At 39.8% G+C, this 20,973-nt stretch carries 18 protein-coding genes; 11 read left to right on the forward strand and 7 right to left on the reverse strand.

Features of this window, described 5'->3' with window-relative positions:
* Positions 1–690 precede the first annotated feature (690 nt).
* The 8 genes from PVK79_RS07295 (at position 691) to PVK79_RS07330 (ending at position 7,360) form a co-directional block, all read left to right on the forward strand.
* The gene (locus PVK79_RS07295) at positions 691–1,227 is read left to right on the forward strand and encodes a hypothetical protein (protein ID WP_257326774.1); all 537 of its coding nucleotides are present in this window, start codon (positions 691–693) and stop codon (positions 1,225–1,227) included.
* Positions 1,228–1,289: 62 nt separating this feature from the next.
* Positions 1,290–2,324 carry an IS21 family transposase gene (istA, locus tag PVK79_RS07300; protein ID WP_182762801.1) on the forward strand — a complete coding sequence of 345 codons (1,035 nt, stop codon included), beginning with the start codon at positions 1,290–1,292 and terminating at the stop codon, positions 2,322–2,324.
* Positions 2,321–3,094 (forward strand): IS21-like element helper ATPase IstB, encoded by a 774-nt coding sequence (istB, locus tag PVK79_RS07305; protein ID WP_182762799.1) that lies wholly within the window; start codon positions 2,321–2,323, stop codon positions 3,092–3,094. Before istA ends, istB begins: the two co-directional genes overlap by 4 nt.
* 70 nt (positions 3,095–3,164) lie before the next feature.
* Positions 3,165–4,313: a hypothetical protein gene (locus tag PVK79_RS07310; protein WP_274804072.1), complete on the forward strand. Its 1,149-nt coding sequence runs from the start codon at positions 3,165–3,167 to the stop codon at positions 4,311–4,313.
* Positions 4,314–4,381: 68 nt separating this feature from the next.
* Positions 4,382–4,678, forward strand: a complete 297-nt coding sequence (tnpA, locus tag PVK79_RS07315) for an IS66 family insertion sequence element accessory protein TnpA (protein ID WP_257324133.1) — start codon at positions 4,382–4,384, stop codon at positions 4,676–4,678.
* Complete coding sequence (gene tnpB, locus PVK79_RS07320; RefSeq protein ID WP_257324134.1) at positions 4,678–5,025, forward strand: IS66 family insertion sequence element accessory protein TnpB; 348 nt, start codon at positions 4,678–4,680, stop codon at positions 5,023–5,025. The genes tnpA (PVK79_RS07315) and tnpB (PVK79_RS07320) overlap by 1 nt, the downstream gene beginning before the upstream one ends.
* 95 nt (positions 5,026–5,120) lie before the next feature.
* The gene (gene tnpC, locus PVK79_RS07325) at positions 5,121–6,662 is read left to right on the forward strand and encodes an IS66 family transposase (protein WP_257324135.1); all 1,542 of its coding nucleotides are present in this window, start codon (positions 5,121–5,123) and stop codon (positions 6,660–6,662) included.
* Positions 6,653–7,360, forward strand: a complete 708-nt coding sequence (locus PVK79_RS07330) for a hypothetical protein (protein WP_274804073.1) — start codon at positions 6,653–6,655, stop codon at positions 7,358–7,360. Before tnpC (PVK79_RS07325) ends, PVK79_RS07330 begins: the two co-directional genes overlap by 10 nt.
* Positions 7,361–7,557: 197 nt before the next feature.
* On the opposite strand, the gene tnpC (PVK79_RS07335) is transcribed toward PVK79_RS07330, so the two are convergent.
* The 5 genes from tnpC (PVK79_RS07335) to PVK79_RS07355 all read right to left on the reverse strand — a co-directional run bounded on the left by tnpC (PVK79_RS07335) (position 7,558) and on the right by PVK79_RS07355 (position 12,603).
* A complete protein-coding gene (tnpC, locus tag PVK79_RS07335) occupies positions 7,558–9,099 on the reverse strand; it encodes an IS66 family transposase (protein ID WP_257324135.1) in 1,542 nt (513 codons plus the stop codon).
* A gap of 95 nt (positions 9,100–9,194) precedes the next feature.
* On the reverse strand, positions 9,195–9,542 hold the full coding sequence (gene tnpB, locus PVK79_RS07340; protein ID WP_257324134.1) for an IS66 family insertion sequence element accessory protein TnpB: 348 nt from the start codon (positions 9,540–9,542) through the stop codon (positions 9,195–9,197).
* Entirely contained in the window at positions 9,542–9,838 is a 297-nt protein-coding gene (tnpA, locus tag PVK79_RS07345; protein WP_257324133.1) for an IS66 family insertion sequence element accessory protein TnpA, read from the reverse strand. The genes tnpB (PVK79_RS07340) and tnpA (PVK79_RS07345) overlap by 1 nt, the downstream gene beginning before the upstream one ends.
* Positions 9,839–10,030: 192 nt before the next feature.
* Positions 10,031–11,053 carry a DEAD/DEAH box helicase family protein gene (locus tag PVK79_RS07350; protein ID WP_257326776.1) on the reverse strand — a complete coding sequence of 341 codons (1,023 nt, stop codon included), beginning with the start codon at positions 11,051–11,053 and terminating at the stop codon, positions 10,031–10,033.
* Positions 11,038–12,603: an ATP-dependent nuclease gene (locus tag PVK79_RS07355; RefSeq protein ID WP_257326777.1), complete on the reverse strand. Its 1,566-nt coding sequence runs from the start codon at positions 12,601–12,603 to the stop codon at positions 11,038–11,040. The genes PVK79_RS07350 and PVK79_RS07355 overlap by 16 nt, the downstream gene beginning before the upstream one ends.
* 838 nt (positions 12,604–13,441) lie before the next feature.
* On the opposite strand from PVK79_RS07355, the gene PVK79_RS07360 reads away from it, so the two are divergent.
* From PVK79_RS07360 to PVK79_RS07370, 3 genes are all read left to right on the forward strand, one after another.
* Entirely contained in the window at positions 13,442–14,296 is an 855-nt protein-coding gene (locus PVK79_RS07360; RefSeq protein WP_257326778.1) for a hypothetical protein, read from the forward strand.
* Positions 14,297–14,588: 292 nt separating this feature from the next.
* Positions 14,589–15,748, forward strand: a protein-coding gene (locus PVK79_RS07365) for an IS3 family transposase (protein ID WP_257324972.1) whose coding sequence is annotated in 2 segments (ribosomal slippage) — positions 14,589–14,862 and positions 14,862–15,748 — 1,161 coding nt in all. Because the reading frame shifts where the segments join, the coding sequence is not laid out codon by codon here.
* Positions 15,749–15,765: 17 nt separating this feature from the next.
* Positions 15,766–16,596: a Shedu immune nuclease family protein gene (locus PVK79_RS07370; RefSeq protein WP_257326779.1), complete on the forward strand. Its 831-nt coding sequence runs from the start codon at positions 15,766–15,768 to the stop codon at positions 16,594–16,596.
* A 184-nt stretch (positions 16,597–16,780) separates the two neighbouring features.
* Here the strand turns inward: PVK79_RS07370 and PVK79_RS07375 are convergent, their stop codons facing one another.
* Together PVK79_RS07375 and PVK79_RS07380 are read right to left on the reverse strand one after the other, a co-directional pair.
* Positions 16,781–17,422 (reverse strand): hypothetical protein, encoded by a 642-nt coding sequence (locus tag PVK79_RS07375; RefSeq protein ID WP_257326780.1) that lies wholly within the window; start codon positions 17,420–17,422, stop codon positions 16,781–16,783.
* Between the two features lie 71 nt (positions 17,423–17,493).
* Entirely contained in the window at positions 17,494–20,754 is a 3,261-nt protein-coding gene (locus tag PVK79_RS07380) for a hypothetical protein (RefSeq protein WP_257326781.1), read from the reverse strand.
* Between the last annotated feature and the right edge of the window lie 219 nt (positions 20,755–20,973).

Genomic DNA, 20,973 nt, shown 5'->3' on the forward strand with positions numbered 1-20,973 from the left:
ATACATAAACCCGTAAATTCTGAGTCAATACTATATCTTTTTTGTAATTAATACAGCATGGGTAGCGATTTGCATTCATGTGGGATGTTGTAACTGTAGTGCTTAGGACTTTAAAGTTTATGGGGCAGGTTTGAGCGATCAGCGGACGGTCGGGTAAACTCGTTTTTGGCTAATGCCTCTAAAGAGCGAACAACGTCCAATAGAGATTTAAGACGCCATTAAGATACGACAAAGTTGCTTGGTGTTAACAAACTGATTTGTAGTAGCTAATATCGGATCTTACAGTTTTGATGAATAGGTTTAGACTTCATCTGACAGATAGCTATGAGCGATGAACAGACGCTCGCTTCAGCTCATTTTTGAACATTTTCGAATTAGTGATTCGGATTGAATCCTCCTACTTCGGATAACCTGAATTTATGTAAATCGAAGGAAACGGTATCGCTGATGTAGCCATAATGTGTGATATTACTTATTCATGGCGAGAGTACTTAGTGTAGTATATTAAATTAACTGTCCCAGTGATTATATTACAGCCAGCCTACAAACTAACCTCATTTATGCTAATATCTGCATGTTATAGCACTGATTTACATTGCTTTTTCTAACCACCAAAGGGACATGAGGCTATACAGCTGTATCGTTTAAGCGTGCAAAGTTGCATAATAAATTAATTATAAGGTTGAGAAAATGGATAGATTAAGCATAGCCACGCATCTGATCGGTGTCCTCACAGCATTTTCAGCGTTTACAATGCCAATAGCCCTAGAAGTTCTAAACCGTGTAAAAAGTCGTTATGGTTCTGCTCACTACATGGACTCAATAGAGCAAATCATGGGCTTTGAAATTCAAGTACTCTTTCGGGAGTTGATAATTACTTTGATTGCTATTATTTGCTTTACATTATTTGTTTGCTCAGTTGATAAAGCTCTCTTTAAAGATGGTTATGTTCTATTTACGGAGTTTTTATTCTCTCTGATTACGTCGGCACTTCTGATAAAAGAGTTTAAATTCATAAAAACTGTCTTTCTCGCTTCACGGTCAGACAATCTCGTTACTGAGCACCTAATTTCTAAACTCCAAACAAAAAATAACACTAACCATCCGAAAGAAGTAGAGCTGCTAGTTCAAATTGCCTGCTATAACATCGAGCACACAGCAATCACTTCGGAAATATCAACTGAGAACCGTCTATTTGAATTGATGTTACCAGCAATGCAAAAATGATCCACTTCAACAATTGAAATCTGATCCAGTTAACTTAACACTGGTGCTTTTGGATAAGCACCATGATTTCAAAAGAAGAGTTCATGAAAATAAAAGTCTTAGCCATGCAAGGCATGTCTCAACGAGCCATCGCTAAACAATTGGGCATATCGCGCAACACCGTTAAAAAATACCTTCAAGGTGACTTTGACGAGCCGCATTATGCTACTCGTAAAACGGGTATTTCAAAATTAGAGGCATTTAAACCGTATTTACATTCTCGATTAGCTAAAGCCGCTCCAATACATTTATCAGCCGTTGTTTTACTCAGAGAAATTAAAGAGCAAGGCTATACCGGAGAAATATCGTTACTACGCCAGTACTTGTATCAATATCGAGGTAGCGTTGAACCCCAACCCATTATTCGCTTTGAAACAGAAGCGGGCAAACAAATGCAAGTTGATTGGGGCCAAATGCGAGGTGGGAAATCACCACTGCACGCCTTTGTCGCTGTTTTAGGCTTCAGCCGTGCATTGTTTGTCGCAATCACTGATAACATGCGCTATGAAACACTCGAAGCGTGTCATCGCCAAGCCTTTGAGTATTTCCAAGGCATTCCACAGCAAGTGTGGTATGACAATATGAAAACAGTGGTAATAGAGCGTGATGCTTACGGTGAAGGCAAACATCGCTTTAATCAATGCTTTTATCAATTTAGTAAAGAAATGGGGTTCATTCCAAAGCTCTGTAAACCCTACCGCCCACAAACAAAAGGGAAAGTAGAGCGAATGGTGCGCTATGTGCGCGATAACTTTTATCAGCCATTAGCCACTAAATTATTTGCCCTTGAACTTACTTTGGACGTTGAAACAGCCAATGTTGAAGTCATTAACTGGTTGAACACAGTGGCTAACCAGCGCATTCACGACACAATAAAAGTAAAGCCCGCAGATAGATTAAAAGAAGAGCAAGCGTACCTACAACCTTTACCCCCGCTCCAACCTGTTGCACCACCACAGCCGGCAGAAGTGGCTATACCTGTATTTGATATGTCCTTCGAGACTCACCCGTTACATCATGACTTAAACATTTACGCGCAATTCTCGGAGGCACTATGAACTTGCAACTCGCACGCTTACATGAACTAACGGAGGAGCTGCAACTCGCCGGTGTTGAAACAAATGCAACAGCGCTAGCGCAGCAAGCAGCAAAAGAGGAATGGGATTATTTACAGTTCTTAGAGCGCGTACTGCAAGGTGAGCAGGCGTACCGGCACCAACGTAAACAGGTTATGTTTACGCGTATGGCTGGATTTGCGTCATTAAAATCGCTTGAGGAGTTTGACTTTACGTTTGCCACCGGTGTGCCCAAAAAACAAGTTAACGAGCTTGCCACACTCTCGTTTATTGAACGAAAAGAAAACGTCGTTCTGCTCGGGCCATCAGGTGTAGGCAAAACACATATTGCCAGTGCGCTAGGTTACAAGGCAGTGCAAGCAGGCTTAAAAACCCGCTTTATTAGCGCGTCTGATTTAATATTGCAATTAACCACAGCGCAACGTCAAGATAAGTATAAACAAGTGATGCAGCGCTCAGTTCTGGCACCCAGGCTACTAATAATTGATGAAATAGGCTATTTACCGTTTAGTGCTCAGGAATCTAAATTATTGTTTGATGTCATTGCAAAGCGTTATGAAAAAGGAGCGGTCATACTCACCAGTAACCTCCCATTTGGACAATGGGGGAGCATTTTTGCGAATGACACAGCGTTAACATCAGCGATGTTAGATAGAATTTTACACCACTCACATATTGTTCAAATTAAGGGGGAAAGTTATAGGATCAAAGAAAAGAAACAAGCCGGATTAATGGAAAACCTTAATAAATAGTGGATCATTATTCAAATGGTGGAGTGGATCACTTTTCGGTTGTTGTTGACAATTGATAGAAAAAACATGTGTGAATCAAGATTGTTCAATAGACACCGATACTATTAAAAGGCTTGTGGATGGTTTGGCTGCAACATTGACATCAGCTAGAAATACGAACAGTCGAGACAAGTACGTGTCACTTCAAAGAGATTACGGAAGGCTCTTAGTTTTGTTCTTCGATAGAAAAATGAAAGATTACAATGTCTTCGAGACGTTCAGCCGAAGATTCTATGAAGAGAGCATTAAAGAGCTAAACACTGGTCAATACTGGCTTCTGAGAGGTGATTTTTTGATAAGCATACACACATGTGATATTCAAAATCCTCAAACTATCACATTCATAGATAGCCATGTACGCAGTCTAATCCACTTTTTAGTAGACAAGAAACCTGAACTACTTCCTGAACTGATAGATAACTATAGGAATTTTATCTCATTTGAAAGTCACTTCGCTGATGACATTTATGAACTTTCTCACCTTTTCGGCAGTTATAACTCTGCTCATTTTAAGGAAGTGAATAATTTTACTGAAACTCATAAAGAACTTCTCACAACTAGCCCTCAGGACTACATCAATCATTTTATCTTGCTTTTAAATAAGTACGTTCAAGATGCGTTGACTACTCCAGTTTCAGAACCGAGGCTAGAGGAAATTAAGCGAACTACAGCCGAGTATAAGCAACGCATGTTATCTGAAATCATTAAGGAAGTTGGAGCAAGCGCAGCTAAAAGAACAGCTCAATATACGCTAAGAGCACTTGCAAATAAAAGTCATTGGAGTTGCATTCTCGACTGCCACGAAAGTTTCAGCCCAGCTCACTCCACAGCGTGCCGCTTAGGCATTAACCTTTTACCCGCGTCTTTGAATTCAATGATACAGCAGTTGGGACAGCCTCAAGGTTATAGTTCTTTGAATTCTGAAGAGCTTAGCCACGCGTACGTCAGAGCTGTTCCGATTTTAGTAATGTATACTGTTTACTCTTGGAGAATCCAAAATCTGGATGAGAATTTAAACGCCTGTATTAGCACAATTATAAGCTCTTTAAATATGGGCGACAAAAGCATGCACATTGTCAACCGAATACTCAACGAACTAAAACCGGCGACTTACTATGCAAAATCACCTGTTTACGCCAAAGCATTTTGTAACCACTTCGATATTAAAGTAAGCGTCTAGCAAAGTGCACCTGCCAATAGCTCATCAAACCGATTAAGCTATTTCCGAATTTCAATGAGGAGATAGTCATGAGAAAAACACGTAGCCTTGAGCAGTGGCGTAACATTATCGAAGAACAACAAGCCTGTGACTTAACTATTACTGAGTTTTGTCAGCAACATGCGTTATCTAAAACAAGCTTTTATGCCGCACGAAGTAAGCTTAATGAATCATCAGGCAGCTTTGTACGCGCTAAAGTAGCTAAACACGTTGACGCCACCGAACAGCAACTGTCGATTACCCTCGAAGTCGGTAAAGTAAATGTCAGTTTGCCTCCCACAACGCCTGCATCTTTTCTAGGCCAATTACTACGCGAGCTTGCCTGATGAAAATGTTTGTTGAACCCGCGCATATTTACTTGCATCGTGACGCCGTGGATTTTCGAAAGTCCATTGATGGTCTGGTCGCACTCGTTGAAAGCGAGCTTGAACGTGATGCTTACACTGGCGCATTATTTTTGTTCTGCAATAAAGCGAAAGATAAACTCAAGCTGGTTTACTGGGATAAAACGGGGTTTGCTTTGTGGTACAAGCGATTAGAAAAGCAAAAGTTCAAATGGCCAAGCAAAGTCAGTCTGCAAGAATTTGAACTCAGCGCTCAACAATTGGCGTGGTTATTGTCTGGGTATGATGTACTTGGCCATGAAGAATTGCAGTATCAATCGATGATCTAATCGATCATATTAACAGTAAATGATCGTTGCCACACCGTCTGTTTTATCTTTGCGTCAAGCAAGAAAACAGCGTCAAATTCTGTTAAATTGCGAACATGAAAATTGATGCACACTCACTTCCTGACGACCCAGAACAACTCAAGCGCATGCTGCTTGAGTTGCAACAAGTCGTTGTTAAAAAAGATAAAGAGTTAGCTGAAAAAGATGCGCAAATTCACGAATTGCTGCAAGCTTATAACGCTAAGCTTGCCAAAGAGTACGCAAAGAAATCTGAAAAGATGCCCGGTGCAGGCGAAGTATTCAATGAAGCAGAAGACATTCTTGATAAACATGATAAAGCGCTATTGGCCACATCGGCCTCAGTAAAGACAGAAAAAGCCAAACCGAAACGCCGCCCACTGCCGGCTCAGTTACCTCGAGTTGAGGTCGTTGTTGACCTTGATGAAGGTGATAAAAAGTGTGATTGCTGTCAAAGCCCCCTTCACAAAATGGGTGAAAGCAGCAGTGAAGCACTCGAGTTTGTGCCAGCGCATATCAAAGTAATCAAAACGATTCGTCCAAAATACGCATGCCGTCATTGTGAGCGAGAAGGGATTGAAAGTGTAGTAAAAACCGCCCTAATGCCCGCAACAGTCATTCCAAAAAGCATTGCAACGCCCAGCCTGCTGAGCCAAATAATCATGTGTAAATACCAGTTTGGTTTACCGCTTTATCGCCAAGAAACGCTATTTGCTGATATCGGTATTGAGTTGAGTCGGCAAACCATGTCGAGCTGGATGTTGCGCTGCGCAGACCTGTTGTCCCCTCTGTATCAACGCTTAAAAGACGTGTTGTTATCTCAACCGGTTATTCATGGCGATGAAACCCCGCTCAACGTTATTAACGCAGAGAAAGCGACCAGCTATATGTGGCTGTATTGTTGTGGCGATGATAAACCGGGTAAAGGCACTAATATTGTCCTGTTTGATTACCATAACAGTCGCGCAGGCCAATGTGCGGTTGATTTCCTTGATGGTTACGAAGGCTACATGCATGTTGACGGCTACAAGGCTTACGAGCAAACGAATGCAACACTGGTCGCGTGCTTAGCCCATATACGCCGTAAATTCATTGAGGCCAAAGGCAATAATAAAAAAACCGTCAAAGCAGATGTAGCACTTAACCTTATTCGCAAGCTCTACGGTATTGAGCAAGCCATCAAAGATAAAACGGCCGATGAAAAATTCAAGATTAGGCAGAGAAAAGCCAAACCAATTGTTGATGAATTGTATCAATGGTTACTCAAGCACAAAGATAAAATCCCTCCCCAAATGGCGCTAGGTAAAGCAATTACCTATGCGATAAATCAGTTTGAGAAATTTCGGCGTTACCTAGATGATGGCAGGCTCAGTATTGATAATAACCGAGCAGAGCGAGCCATAAAACCGTTCGTAATAGGGCGAAAAAACTGGCTGTTCTCAAATACCTGCAATGGCGCGCATGCCAGCGCCATACTCTATAGTCTTGTTGAAACCGCAAAGGCAAATGACCTTGTGGTGCATGACTATATCACTACTAGCTTACAACATATTGCGGAGCAGCCAGATAACCTTGAGCCACTGCTACCTTGGAACATTAAGCAAGCTAGGTGTCGTTAGCCATACGCTTACATATTAAACATGAAGAAGCTGACTTCAATTCCATTGTAATCCCTATACTCAGGGAAATTCAAAAGTACCTAAACAATCAGCTAATAGAAATTAGGAAATCACAACCGCTGAGCGAGGCAATCAAGCAGTCATACATAGATGGTATTTTGATGAAGGGGCAGAATTTAGCGGACAAATTTCCACTATTTAGTTTCGTATCGCTAAGCAAAGATAAACAAGTGCCTTTCAAGTTCCCTTCAAAGTCATATGAAAGAGAGAGATTCTTGGATAACACGGGGGTAGGATACGCTTCTAGTAGCTATAGGTTTATCGAAAGTATTTACAATACAATAGCCCGAACAATTATAACTAAAAAAGGCTCATCATTATCTGCATTAGATTTTGAAGCCTTAGAAAACAAACACCTTTTAGTCATGACTCACAAGGACTGGCAAAACTTTACAAGCTCAAAAGACATAGATGATTATAAAGATGTCAAACATCATCTGGTTTTTTCCGATGAGCCGCTAGATGCGTTCTACGTTTATGACACGAAAGAAAGTCAAACTCTTGTTACTCTCTACAACCCTGAGATTAATCAAGAGTTGACGCCATTAGGTGAGAACATGGGTAATGCGTTTGAATTCGAATTTATCGATAAAGAAGGTAAAGTCACAGTTAAAGTAGATGCACACATTTACTGTTGATTAAACAAGGGGGAAATGGAATGTAACTTTCCCCGAAAATCCGGTCGTTAGCAAATAAACTTTTCTCGTTTACACTAAATTTAAGCGTTACATGGTGCCATTAGAAAACTATTGTTGCCCAACTTTTAGGCGGTAGAAAGGATTCAGTGCCTAACACAGAAAGGGGCAATACTGTAACCCGTTTCGTAAGCGTATGGCTAACGACACCTAGCTTGCTTAATGTTCCAAGGTAGCAGTGGCTCAAGGTTATCTGGCTGCTCCGCAATATGTTGTAAGCTAGTAGTGATATAGTCATGCACCACAAGGTCATTTGCCTTTGCGGTTTCAACAAGACTATAGAGTATGGCGCTGGCATGCGCGCCATTGCAGGTATTTGAGAACAGCCAGTTTTTTCGCCCTATTACGAACGGTTTTATGGCTCGCTCTGCTCGGTTATTATCAATACTGAGCCTGCCATCATCTAGGTAACGCCGAAATTTCTCAAACTGATTTATCGCATAGGTAATTGCTTTACCTAGCGCCATTTGGGGAGGGATTTTATCTTTGTGCTTGAGTAACCATTGATACAATTCATCAACAATTGGTTTGGCTTTTCTCTGCCTAATCTTGAATTTTTCATCGGCCGTTTTATCTTTGATGGCTTGCTCAATACCGTAGAGCTTGCGAATAAGGTTAAGTGCTACATCTGCTTTGACGGTTTTTTTATTATTGCCTTTGGCCTCAATGAATTTACGGCGTATATGGGCTAAGCACGCGACCAGTGTTGCATTCGTTTGCTCGTAAGCCTTGTAGCCGTCAACATGCATGTAGCCTTCGTAACCATCAAGGAAATCAACCGCACATTGGCCTGCGCGACTGTTATGGTAATCAAACAGGACAATATTAGTGCCTTTACCCGGTTTATCATCGCCACAACAATACAGCCACATATAGCTGGTCGCTTTCTCTGCGTTAATAACGTTGAGCGGGGTTTCATCGCCATGAATAACCGGTTGAGATAACAACACGTCTTTTAAGCGTTGATACAGAGGGGACAACAGGTCTGCGCAGCGCAACATCCAGCTCGACATGGTTTGCCGACTCAACTCAATACCGATATCAGCAAATAGCGTTTCTTGGCGATAAAGCGGTAAACCAAACTGGTATTTACACATGATTATTTGGCTCAGCAGGCTGGGCGTTGCAATGCTTTTTGGAATGACTGTTGCGGGCATTAGGGCGGTTTTTACTACACTTTCAATCCCTTCTCGCTCACAATGACGGCATGCGTATTTTGGACGAATCGTTTTGATTACTTTGATATGCGCTGGCACAAACTCGAGTGCTTCACTGCTGCTTTCACCCATTTTGTGAAGGGGGCTTTGACAGCAATCACACTTTTTATCACCTTCATCAAGGTCAACAACGACCTCAACTCGAGGTAACTGAGCCGGCAGTGGGCGGCGTTTCGGTTTGGCTTTTTCTGTCTTTACTGAGGCCGATGTGGCCAATAGCGCTTTATCATGTTTATCAAGAATGTCTTCTGCTTCATTGAATACTTCGCCTGCACCGGGCATCTTTTCAGATTTCTTTGCGTACTCTTTGGCAAGCTTAGCGTTATAAGCTTGCAGCAATTCGTGAATTTGCGCATCTTTTTCAGCTAACTCTTTATCTTTTTTAACAACGACTTGTTGCAACTCAAGCAGCATGCGCTTGAGTTGTTCTGGGTCGTCAGGAAGTGAGTGTGCATCAATTTTCATGTTCGCAATTTAACAGAATTTGACGCTGTTTTCTTGCTTGACGCAAAGATAAAACAGACGGTGTGGCAACGATCATTTACTGTTAATATGATCGATTAGATCATCGATTGATACTGCAATTCTTCATGGCCAAGTACATCATACCCAGACAATAACCACGCCAATTGTTGAGCGCTGAGTTCAAATTCTTGCAGACTGACTTTGCTTGGCCATTTGAACTTTTGCTTTTCTAATCGCTTGTACCACAAAGCAAACCCCGTTTTATCCCAGTAAACCAGCTTGAGTTTATCTTTCGCTTTATTGCAGAACAAAAATAATGCGCCAGTGTAAGCATCACGTTCAAGCTCGCTTTCAACGAGTGCGACCAGACCATCAATGGACTTTCGAAAATCCACGGCGTCACGATGCAAGTAAATATGCGCGGGTTCAACAAACATTTTCATCAGGCAAGCTCGCGTAGTAATTGGCCTAGAAAAGATGCAGGCGTTGTGGGAGGCAAACTGACATTTACTTTACCGACTTCGAGGGTAATCGACAGTTGCTGTTCGGTGGCGTCAACGTGTTTAGCTACTTTAGCGCGTACAAAGCTGCCTGATGATTCATTAAGCTTACTTCGTGCGGCATAAAAGCTTGTTTTAGATAACGCATGTTGCTGACAAAACTCAGTAATAGTTAAGTCACAGGCTTGTTGTTCTTCGATAATGTTACGCCACTGCTCAAGGCTACGTGTTTTTCTCATGACTATCTCCTCATTGAAATTCGGAAATAGCTTAATCGGTTTGATGAGCTATTGGCAGGTGCACTTTGCTAGACGCTTACCCCGTTTCTGTCCATAGACGAGTTATAAGTATAACTCGCCCTTGCCCCAAAAGGAGTTAACGTAAATGTTCTAAAAGTCTGCTTTGAGTGAAAAGCCGGCATAAAATCTAACTTATTTCTTGTGCCCGTCTAGTAATCGTTGTGAGACAAAATACACATTACCTTTAGCTCTTGTACAAGCTACGTATAGCTTGTTTAACGTTGATGGTGCCAAAGTAGCCAATCGTCCTTTTGTATAGGCTGTGAATGTGGTCGGATTTAGAACTATGCAGATGTCAGTGAAATCATCCAAGCCTTTTGTATTTCCCCAATTGTCAGTCCTTCCAACGTACTTGTAGCTTTCTTTAAAAAACAATTTAACGATGGAATCGTCAGAGAATAACCTCTTAATTTGTTCAGTATCGTCAATTAGGGCAATATTGACTTCATCTTGTCGATGGGAGTTTATTGTGATGCCAATTTGCTCGGTAACAAACCTGCAAACTGTAGGGCTACATCTATAGCTGTGGGCGAGTGTATCTAAGTCGATTATGTATCCTGAATCTTTGAGCTTGGTAAGATATGCTTCATAGTTATTATGTAGGTTTTTTTGAATATTACCATCTCGGCTAGTATCAAAAGTATGTTGGAAAAAGTCACCAACGAATAATACCTCCACATCCATTTTCGACAACTGACAAAGCAAATTGAAATCATTAGCTGCGAAATCTTGAACTTCATCTACGCAAAAGAAATCAAAATACTTTTCTATACGCGCAGAGATGTCAGACACACCATCACAATCCATCATCATCTTCGCAATACGGCTATGGTAAAGTCGGGATCCTTGGCTGAAGTAATGTCCGTGAGTGTTGCGTTTCGCAAATTTAGGCGGTTCACTATAGCTAATCCCTTTTATCTTAATGTCGTTACCAACGATTGGTCGCACGCAGAACGACATTAGGAATGAAAAATAGGTGTAAACACGCACACCTTTAGGTATTACTCCAAATTTTTTTAAAATACGCTTTTTTAGATTAGTAGTATTATTTACAGTGTAAGTAACAATCAGCGCACGACTATTTATATCTAATTTATCAATTATATGTTGTGTTTTCCCCGATCCTGCAACTGCTAGTACTACTCGCTTATCCATTCAATGGCCTCTCTAATGTATGGAGGTACAGTGATTTCATTCGCCTTCTCGTCAAGTAACCTAAATGCTGCGGTAGTTTTGTTATTCAACATATACTGTTGCGGTGTTAATTGGATTCTTCCGCCTGAAAACAAGCCGTCGCATATATCTTTATTATCCTGATACATGCATATTTCAAAAGTTGTTCTTGTGTTATCTGGGTCAGCGCATACTGTTATACAATCTGCTTGATAATCATCATAATTATCTATACAGTTTTTCTGATAGTCACTGTCATTATCACGGATCACCGCCGTCCTAATATTCAACAACTTAGAAACTTCCATATATCGTTTAAAGCTAGTACCACCAACGGAGATTATATGAACACCATCCTCGCTTGGTGGATGACCTTTCGTTCGCTCGTATAAGCACTCCATCAGAATATATTCCGCATCACCCTCAACAAGAATTACTTTTTCAGAAAGGACATGCTCTAAGATATTATGGTTAGGGCCTTTCGCAAAAAACTTAGCGGTATCCCTCGTGAGGTCTGTCAAGGTAGCAGGTCTGATTGCTGCACTATTCAGTAAGATCGACTTTCTTAAATCTAACCTAGAGCTAATTAGGCTACTATGGGTTGCAATTATCACCTGATTATCATGAGCCTTCTCTACCTGACTAATTAGCTTATACATGCTGGTGTGACTAAGGTGGTTCTCAGGCTCTTCTAGTAACAAGACATCGATTCTCTTGCCTTCATCACGCTCTCTCAATGCAAACGCTGTTTTTATAAAGCACTGCTTTCCTTTACCACGATTTTCAATAGGAATGCCTTCCTCTGTTAGAGTTAGGTCAGTTTCCAAATTGAACTTTGAGCCAGAGCGGATAGCAAAATCGTACCCTTCTAAGTCATTATTAATCACATTTAGTTGGGTATCCCTGAAGGCACTTTTTTGCTGTCTATATTCATTCATTAGACTATAACGCACAGGTTGCTCTACGGTCGCTTCATACATGGCTTTTACATACTGACTGTTTGCGTACTCGTTGTTAATTTGAGTGCTATCAATAGACAGAAAGCGCAAAAACTTCCGATAACTGGAGTATGCATCCCCATTGAACGTAATAAACTTGGCAACGTAAAATTCGAAAGGAAAGTTATCACCTTCAGTATCCAAAACTTGCCGTATCTCCGCGCTTAACTCTTCGTTCGGCTCACAGATCAATTGCAGCCCGTCAGCATAAGTTTCATCACTGTTGTTTCTACCGTTGAGATCTGGGTTATCTGTTTCATTTAGAAATAATTCAATATGAAGACTCGGAAGGCGGTCTATACTCTTCTCACCCGCTAGAAATTCAGAAACAACACTGGCATTAAGTAAAGCTTCGATACCCAAGCTCTCTACCTTGCTTCTGCTGCCACTCAATACAAGCTCAATAGCAGTCAATATAGTGCTCTTTCCTGCTTCATTATCCCCAATTAGAATATTTCTTTTGGGGTCAAATTGAACCTCATACTTCCTGAATTTCTTGAAGTTTTTTATTTTTGTTTTCAAAATATACGTCATTGTAATACCCACCTTCCATGAAACTTTTTTAACTAGAATACTATACAGTACTCAAAGTTATAAGTGATATTCCGCTGAATTACTTATTGCACGAAGAGCTAAAAACGAATTACACCATAATGTTTATTTTTAGCACGGAGCTACTTGTCGGCTCTGAAACGTTTTTGTCCAAGGGCGGGTTCTAAATATAGTTCATCTTTGCCCCAAAACAAGCTAGACAATTTTGCTCAAAGAGCTAGCAACACCGTTTGTGCCTTGCTGTAGAACATCAATGTAGATTTGTTGTCTAAATGGTTTATGCATTCGCCATTATGGTTTTTTAGCTAATGCTTGTCGCAAGCGGAAATTAGCGCTGATAAGGTCGCAGGAGACGTGCTTATCCAAAGCAAAAGAGCCGAAAACAGAAAGCGTGATACTGATACCGCATTGTTCTTGTCAGTACAGTAAGGTGGTATCTTACTGTTAATGAGTGTATTCAACTTGGATGCAGAGGCGACTAAAGTAGAGCGAACGAATTAACAGCAAAGGCTGCTATGTAAATTAATTTGCTTAACTGCTCAGGCTAGTGGCCTCTGTGTGCGTAAAAATATAATTGCTTATTAAGGCAAATTTAGGTGTAATGATTACATAAAAAGCGCTGAGCAATGCAGGGAAAGCTTAAATTATACTAGCTAAGCTGATTAAATTAGCTAGGAAAGTGAGAGCCACCAAAAAGCAAATTCCCATAGCACAAACAACACCAACTCTGACACAACGAGCAGGTAGCGGCTCAGTCCAACAAGCGATTATGCAACAAAAAATGCGTGTCGCATAAATGCTAAAATGTTAGGCTGAAAAAATGGAATACATCGTGCCACCAGATAATTATGCAAGCTTCATCGGTACTGTTGTACTTCTAGTATCGATTCTGTGCTTATTTATCACTTTTTTGCAGAAGCAAAGAAGCCATGCGACTAAGTTGTTTTCTATCATGCTTGTAGCATCACTAGCTTTCTTTTCTTCTCATTGGGCTACATATTTTGCCGCTATTTTTATAGTTGCAACTGCTGTTACTGAGCTGGAGTTTTTACAGAACTTGGCGGCCATAATCAGAAAAGATGAGAATTATTTCAAATACAAGAAAGAAGCTCTAAGTAAGGCTGAGAATATTCGCCGAAAAGCTGAGGAAGCAATAGAAGAGGAATACACCTCGGAGCAGCCGTCAGAATCGGAAGAATCTACAATCACTAAAATTGACCTTTCAAAATTACAAGAGCTTTCTAATACATCAAGGATGAAGTTGTCATTTGAAGTTGAGGAAAAAGCCCTCAGTTACTTGTCAAAGGAATATGGGCGCATTGAAAGAGGCGTGCGCTTTAGAAAGAACAATCAATCAGTTGAATTCGATGGGGTTGTTACAAATGGACGAGATAAAGCAGACACTATCTTTGAGGTCAAGTGGACCCGAAACCCTGATCATGCCTTTATGTTTATTAATCAATCCATCAGGCGGTCTAGCGATCAAGTGAATTCTTACTCCTCAATTACTGGTAAAAAGCCAACCTTTAATTTGGTTGTTGTTACAAATACTAAAACCAGTATTGTCACAGATCGTTGGGAGAAGTTAAGGGAAAGAGCAGAAGAAGTTGATGTAAACCTAATCAATTTGAGCCTTAAAGAGATAGGGTTCGAGGTTACACATGAAATCGCCTAACAAAGCCATTAAACTCGATCTCTACGGTCGCCGGACGCTCGCGCCGCTTATGGCGGCGTAAGCTATGAAGAAATAAAGAGGTATCATGGCAAAAATTAAAGATAGATTAGCTAAAATAATTCGTGATAAACCTAGAGTGTTAACCCGAGCAATATTTTGGAAAATCCCTCATAACACCTCAGAAGACGAAGTGTTCTTGAAGCTTGGTCGGTATAATAAGCCAAAGTGTAATGGTCTAATGAAACTGGAGAGGTTTATAGCGTAAAATGAGCTAAACCAAAAAGGTATCACTATGACCAGAAAATCAAAAGTAACACTCAGTGCACAACAAAAACTTGAATATGCCAAATTAATGGTAGAAGAAGGTTATACCAATAAGCAAATTGAAGAGATGTCTGGCGCAGGAAAGTCAGCAGTATCACGTTGGAAGCAACAATATCTATCTGAGCTAGATGGTAAGAGCCCGGGAAATGTACAAGCACTAACACCTGAGCAGCAACGTATTCAATTGCTAGAGAAGCAGCTACAGCGCGCTTTAAGGGATAATGATATATTAAAAAAAGCCACCGCTTTCTTCATTCGCGACAATCAAAATTTAAAGTAATTAAAGCGTTGAAGAAAGCGACCCCAAGCTATACGGTATCTGAGTTGTGTCGTGCTTTAGAAGTCAGTACAAGTAGTTATTACTATGCGCCAGTCACGCCAAATAAGTCAGAGCAGGCACTGCTGGCGTTAATTGAATCTATCGCTGACGATTCCGGTTATACGTATGGTAGACGCAGAGTGCACGTTGAATTGAATGCGTTAAATCATACGATTGGAATATATAAAACAGCGGCACTGATGAAAAAGTTGAATATAAAAGCCATCAGGCCGAAGAAAAAACATTACTACCCTAATTCAGGTGATGAACATAAGTACGCACAGAACCTCTTAAAACGAGAGTTTAACCCTGATTCACATAACACGCATTGGGTCGGTGATATTACCTATATTAGGAATCACCAAGGGTGGAGTTACTTGGCCTGTGTGTTAGATTTATCAACGAGGGAAGTTGTAGGGTATGCCTTATCAACAAGCCCAAATGCTGAATTGGCTATAGCAGCATTGAATAATGCTATTAAGCGTCAACAGCCGGTTTTTAATCAACTGATGTTTCATTCCGATCAAGGGTGTCAGTATTCTGCGGCCTCGTTTAGAGCTCGGTTATCACAACTAACTATAACACAAAGTATGAGTCGTCGAGGTAATTGTTGGGATAATGCAGTAATGGAGCGATTTTTTAGAAGTTTAAAAACAGAGCGACTGAATCGCCTGTCATTTATAAATCATCATTCAGTTATAAGTGAGGTGGACAGTTATATTCAGTTTTACAATTACAAACGTAGGCATTCTACGCTTAATTATATGACGCCACATCAGAAATATAATGAATTAAAAAATGCCGCTTAGAATCTCTACAGAATTTGTTGACCATTACAAAGGGTTGGCTTGATAGTGAAACACTAGAATTAGATAGTCCCAAAAGTGAGCTTACGCTGGATAGTGAAGAGTTCAGCAATCTCATAGATTTCATTTCAACAAATTACGAACCTTTCAAGCAGGGGACGAAAGCTTTTTTGCCTTTAGATAACCCGTACGACACCTCAAATGCAGAGCAAATTAAACAACTTTTAAATTTGCCAGACAAAAAGGGGATGCTTCAGTTTCTATTGGACAACGATGTAATACCAGAAGACTTAGAGTTAGGCTTAGAGCATGCAAGAAAATCTCGTGCAATCGATCAGTTTCAATATCTACTAGAATCTGATTTTACTGAAAATGTATGGCAAAACTGGTTTGAAACCAATAGTTGGGTTTTAGGTAGCGACTTTGTCAAAGTTTTAGATGAAAGAGCAATTGATACTCATAACATTTCAGATTTTCTAATGGAAAGTTATGACGGATTCCTCGATGTGGTTGAAATCAAGCGGCCAGAGGGCGGTTTAAAGTTCTGGGCTTCAGGTCTTGATCATAATAATTATTACCCGCACTCTGACTTAATTAGAGCGATTACACAATCCCAGTCTTACATACATGAAATTGAACTAGAGGCAAACAGTGTAAAATTCATGGAAAGGGTGGGTTACGTGAAGACCATTAAGCCTAGATGTACTTTAATATACGGTCGTTCGAATGATTGGAATCGTGAGCAGCAGCAGGCGTTTCGAGTTTTAAATAGCAGCTACCACAACTTGACTATTATGACGTTTGACCATGTGCTAGAAAGGGCAAAGCGCATACTTGGAAAACGCTGCTAACAAAGCATTTAAGAGTGATTCGCAATGCTTGGCAGTTTCGCTTCGGTTCCTGCGTTCCCAACTATAGCCAAACAATTTTTAGCCCATTATTTTGGTAATATAAATTTGAGTATTGCAAACTCATTTATGTCCAGAAACAAGTTAGCAGTCCTTTCACTTGTTGCGTTTATTAGCTATACCTTACTCATAGTTCATTCGCCACGATTATAGCATGCCCCATAACTTTAGCTGCTAATTGAAATATCTCTTTGACTGTTACTTGATGTTTTTCTGCTAAGTCGAAAATTTGTTCAGTTTTCTGCTCAAATCCGTAACCTGGATCAGGATAACGGCCAGCCCAATAAACATAATGAGTTAGCAACTCCAAAATAGCCATATCTTTTTCAGATAGGTTAGGCACAAAATCAGCCAACTTATGAAGCTTGTGATGTCGGTGTTTTTTTTCTTCGCTGATGTATATATCAATACCTTTTATCATTATCAGCATAGCTTTTAAGCAAATTTCCAAGCTATAACCAACAAGCATTAAACCAGTTGCTTTGAATTGACCATCGCAAATCCCACGCATATTCTCTGGGAAGTTTTCAAATTCAGGGTTACTTGTTATCACTATGGATGCGGCTTTACTGAGGGCTTCAGCTTGAGTAAGCCATAATACAGGATTTTTTAATTCTTCCGCAGTAGCGGGCTTTTCGATATCAATATGTTCGAATCCTGCCATTTCTGCTAATACCCCCCATCGTATTCTTCCGAGTGAGCTATAACCAAATGGGTCGGCTTCAAACTTCTTTTTACTGGGTTTTATATATTGATCAAATCCATTCATTTATACGAATCCTAACGAAATATAGCTAACGCCTTGTTAAGGAACTGATAATTCAAGTACGAGAGTCTCTACTACTGTACTTTTCTCCTCTGTTCTATCACTTTTAAAACAGGTGCATTATCGACTTCTTTTGGAATCACAGGAGCATCCTCTAACTGGATAGCGGCAGATTCCATACTGTTAATTTCAACTTCCCACGCATTTATAATATTTAGCGAGTCCAACTTTATATAACTGTTAATTGAGTTTGATGGTTTGTACATTTTTCCCTTATTTATTGCACCATAACTAAGCCTACAACTCTTTTTCTTTTCAAGAGCACTTACAAAGTTTCTGAGATTATCGCCTGATGCTGGCGTCATAGTATTTAAGCGACTTATCAAAGTTGTTTGCTTTGATAGAGAAGAAGCATCAAAGTTTTCACAGATCTGTACACGATAGTTATACGGCTCTTTAGTTGAAACCCCCTTCAAAATATTGACTTGCAATCTTGATTGTCTATTTTCAATACCAACTTCATCTATCAAATCTTGAAATACTTTGTCACCAGCACCTTCATCTGAAAAAATTAAATCTATACTCGGTGTCCCATCGGGATATAAAGAAAAACCGACACCTTTCCACCTTGCTTTGTCCCATAGTCTAGGTTTTATTAAACTCTGTACCGTAAAATCGCCATGTTTCATTTTCTCTGGTTCCATCAGCTCAATTGGAATGTCAGTAGTCCCTCGCTTTAACTGATTAGAATCTTCGGTTTCTAGTTTTGTTTTTGGATAATCTTTATCCCAGTCCAACTCCCTTTTTAATACAAACTTATCACTGTTCTCACAATTGAAAAACTTTTGAGCATCCTTCAGTGCTTCCTTTCCAATAACGTTGTAAGTTGCCGCAAAGCTCGAAGCAAATGAGACCGAACGTACAATCCCCTTATCATCAGCAATTAGCTCTTTAGCAAATGACTTAGGATCATTTACATAAAATATTCTGCATAGAATATCGATCAAGAACTCGCTCCCCCAATTATACAAAGCAAGTTGAGCATTTTTGTTTATTGTTTCGACTTCAAAACTTGAACAAGTAACAATGACGCGTAATAACCCGCCACTATCATCTACTTCATGCGAAACAGACAGCTCATCTTCATCATCTGCGATGATTTCAATTTCTAATTTAGATTCTTTTGCGTGCAGGTTGTTTAGATGTCCTGTAGCAAAAAATGACTCAACAATAGATAAGATTGACTCCGACAGCTCCAAATATGGAGTTCTCATAGGGTAGTTAATAAATATCTTACAACCTAAAACATTTGTTTCTATTTTTCCACGCCTGACACTTATATCCTCTAAATTCGCTTTACTGATACCAAAATCGTAGTCCCGAACAAGTACCAAATAGTCTAATAATTCTTTTTCATTTTTATCTTTGAATACTTCTTTCAGATCTTGATCATATCCAAGTGCAAACTGTAAAAAGCCAGATGAATTTAGCAACCCAAGTCGAATCAGTGATTGCGGTATACATTCCAGTGTCTTGAGGCTTTCTAACCTTTCATTGAGCAAAAGGTGACTGATATAGGCGTCAATTCTGGTTATTTCATTCTCACTAATTAAGCTTTCACCTAATCTGGATTGAACAACCAATGATAATTCATACCACTGTAGAGCTTGTCCTAGCCTCCCAAGTCGCAATTCAATCCAGCAGAGTCGAATGAATGACTCCACTTGCTTTTCATTAAGAAAATCATGTTTCCAAAAGTCATCAATTAGCAAAGAAGAGGCAAATAAAGCGCTGGCTCTTGCCGCCCACAAGAGACCAACAGATTCATACGCTGAGGAAATAGCGCGAAGCCCCAAGATCACAGCTTCACTAGATTCTTCTTTATACAACCCAGAAAGAGCTTTGCCAATAAGAGTAATTGCCTGCAATGGCTTACCTGTTTCAAGCTTTTTAAAACCGCGCTTTAAGTACTTGATTGCTCCCCGTACTTCTCCATCACGTTTTGAACTGCTTTCGATGAGATAGTCCATTAAATCTTCGTATTCAACAACTTCATGAAAAAAATCATCCATTTCGTTAAATGTTGCAAATACTTGTTCAAATGGATACCCAACTAAGTTTTCACTTTTTTCGACAATTTTCTTTAAGTTAGCAAATATGGGAGCTGTGTCACTCACCGAATTCATTTGTTGAAGCTTAAGCATTTCAATATGCGTTTCAGCTAATAGGGCGTTGCTTGGCTTTGTATCATCAGAAGCGATTTCTTTTAGCTTCGTTAAAACTGTTTCATTAATTTCATCTATTGATACATTGCCATCAAATCCTGTAATTTTAATGTGTCCCTTATACACGTTTAATAAAGTGACAACTTTCTCCCACTTGGTTGAACTCTTTGAGTCTGAGATGCAATCAATAGACTTCACCAAGTTTTGTTCGACCAATTCAATATCTTCTAACCAAAAATGTGCTTTCCATGCATAGCCATAATAAGCATTAAGACACTGCTGGTTGGAGCCAAACTTTTCTGCAACATTAATTGCTCTGTCATATAATCCTCTGCATTCCAACTCTGGCTTTTCCAATTCTGTACTTAGTTCAGCTACCCTTAAAAACCAATTAACTTGTTCTAGAGTAATATTTTTAGGTTCTACTTCTGTTGAAATCTTCTTATTTAGGGATTCAAGCTCTACATCCTTCCTGTAATCACCGCCCCCCAAAATAACATTACGCTCATAAGATACTGGTATAGATAAAGTTTCAATTGCAATATCTTGTAAATTATTTTTGAAAACCTGATCAAGTAACCAACTGCGATCTAGAATGCGAACATCCAGTTCAAACTCATTTGAAAGCTTGTCCTCTAAATCACTTCTTTGATCCGATTTAACAAACTGGTTTGTTACATTAAATGCCTTAACATAACCTCGATTCGTGCCCGAAATTTTTTTTACATCTTCCCTACACTTTGCTTTCCAGTCTTTTCTTGTGCTTACACCAAACGCCCAACGCTCCTTATGTGAAGACTCATTAAGCCCTTCATACCACATCAACCTATTTTGCTCGGAAACGGGGAATGTTTGAGTATCCGTTTTTCCGTCTCCACCTGCGACAGGTCCAGTTTGCTCTAACAAATTTGAGCAAATAACTTTTTCACAAACAGCTTTTGAAAATGATTCAAATTGAAGCTCCTGACTTCGGTTATTCAGGGAAGACAAGTAGTATTCAAGAAAAGCCCTATCAAGAGTTCCGGTCTCTTCCACGATTGAATCTGAGAATTTTTCTGGCCGTCTTTTTCGAAGAAACTCTTTTGGAGAAAATTTATTAGCTGCTTCCATGTTATTTAACTCTTTTTAGCTGTTTAACAATGTGTTGTTCTTACACCAATTATCACTTCGTAATTTTCTATTGCCAAGTAATAATTATGGATACTTTAGATTTCCCCAGCAGTAAGGTGAGATTTCTTGTATGCGCATTCAAGTTCAGGATTGGTTGCGTGGGTGTAGACCATTGTAGTCAAAATTACTTTTCAACTCATTTTGGGGCAGAAACGAGTT

The sequence above is a fragment of the Pseudoalteromonas rhizosphaerae genome (genome assembly GCF_028885455.1).
In the GTDB taxonomy this organism is placed as follows: Bacteria; Pseudomonadota; Gammaproteobacteria; order Enterobacterales; family Alteromonadaceae; genus Pseudoalteromonas; species Pseudoalteromonas rhizosphaerae.

Bases quoted from the DNA above. Each gene is read 5' to 3' on its own strand.
- PVK79_RS07295 (WP_257326774.1), top strand. From the start codon at position 691: ATGGATAGATTAAGCATAGCCACGCATCTGATCGGTGTCCTCACAGCA.
- istA (WP_182762801.1), top strand. From the start codon at position 1,290: ATGATTTCAAAAGAAGAGTTCATGAAAATAAAAGTCTTAGCCATGCAA.
- istB (WP_182762799.1), top strand. From the start codon at position 2,321: ATGAACTTGCAACTCGCACGCTTACATGAACTAACGGAGGAGCTGCAA.
- tnpA (WP_257324133.1), top strand. From the start codon at position 4,382: ATGAGAAAAACACGTAGCCTTGAGCAGTGGCGTAACATTATCGAAGAA.
- tnpB (WP_257324134.1), top strand. From the start codon at position 4,678: ATGAAAATGTTTGTTGAACCCGCGCATATTTACTTGCATCGTGACGCC.
- tnpC (WP_257324135.1), top strand. From the start codon at position 5,121: ATGAAAATTGATGCACACTCACTTCCTGACGACCCAGAACAACTCAAG.
- tnpC (WP_257324135.1), bottom strand. From the start codon at position 9,099: ATGAAAATTGATGCACACTCACTTCCTGACGACCCAGAACAACTCAAG.
- tnpB (WP_257324134.1), bottom strand. From the start codon at position 9,542: ATGAAAATGTTTGTTGAACCCGCGCATATTTACTTGCATCGTGACGCC.
- tnpA (WP_257324133.1), bottom strand. From the start codon at position 9,838: ATGAGAAAAACACGTAGCCTTGAGCAGTGGCGTAACATTATCGAAGAA.
- PVK79_RS07350 (WP_257326776.1), bottom strand. From the start codon at position 11,053: ATGGATAAGCGAGTAGTACTAGCAGTTGCAGGATCGGGGAAAACACAA.
- PVK79_RS07355 (WP_257326777.1), bottom strand. From the start codon at position 12,603: ATGACGTATATTTTGAAAACAAAAATAAAAAACTTCAAGAAATTCAGG.
- PVK79_RS07360 (WP_257326778.1), top strand. From the start codon at position 13,442: ATGGAATACATCGTGCCACCAGATAATTATGCAAGCTTCATCGGTACT.
- PVK79_RS07375 (WP_257326780.1), bottom strand. From the start codon at position 17,422: ATGAATGGATTTGATCAATATATAAAACCCAGTAAAAAGAAGTTTGAA.
- PVK79_RS07380 (WP_257326781.1), bottom strand. From the start codon at position 20,754: ATGGAAGCAGCTAATAAATTTTCTCCAAAAGAGTTTCTTCGAAAAAGA.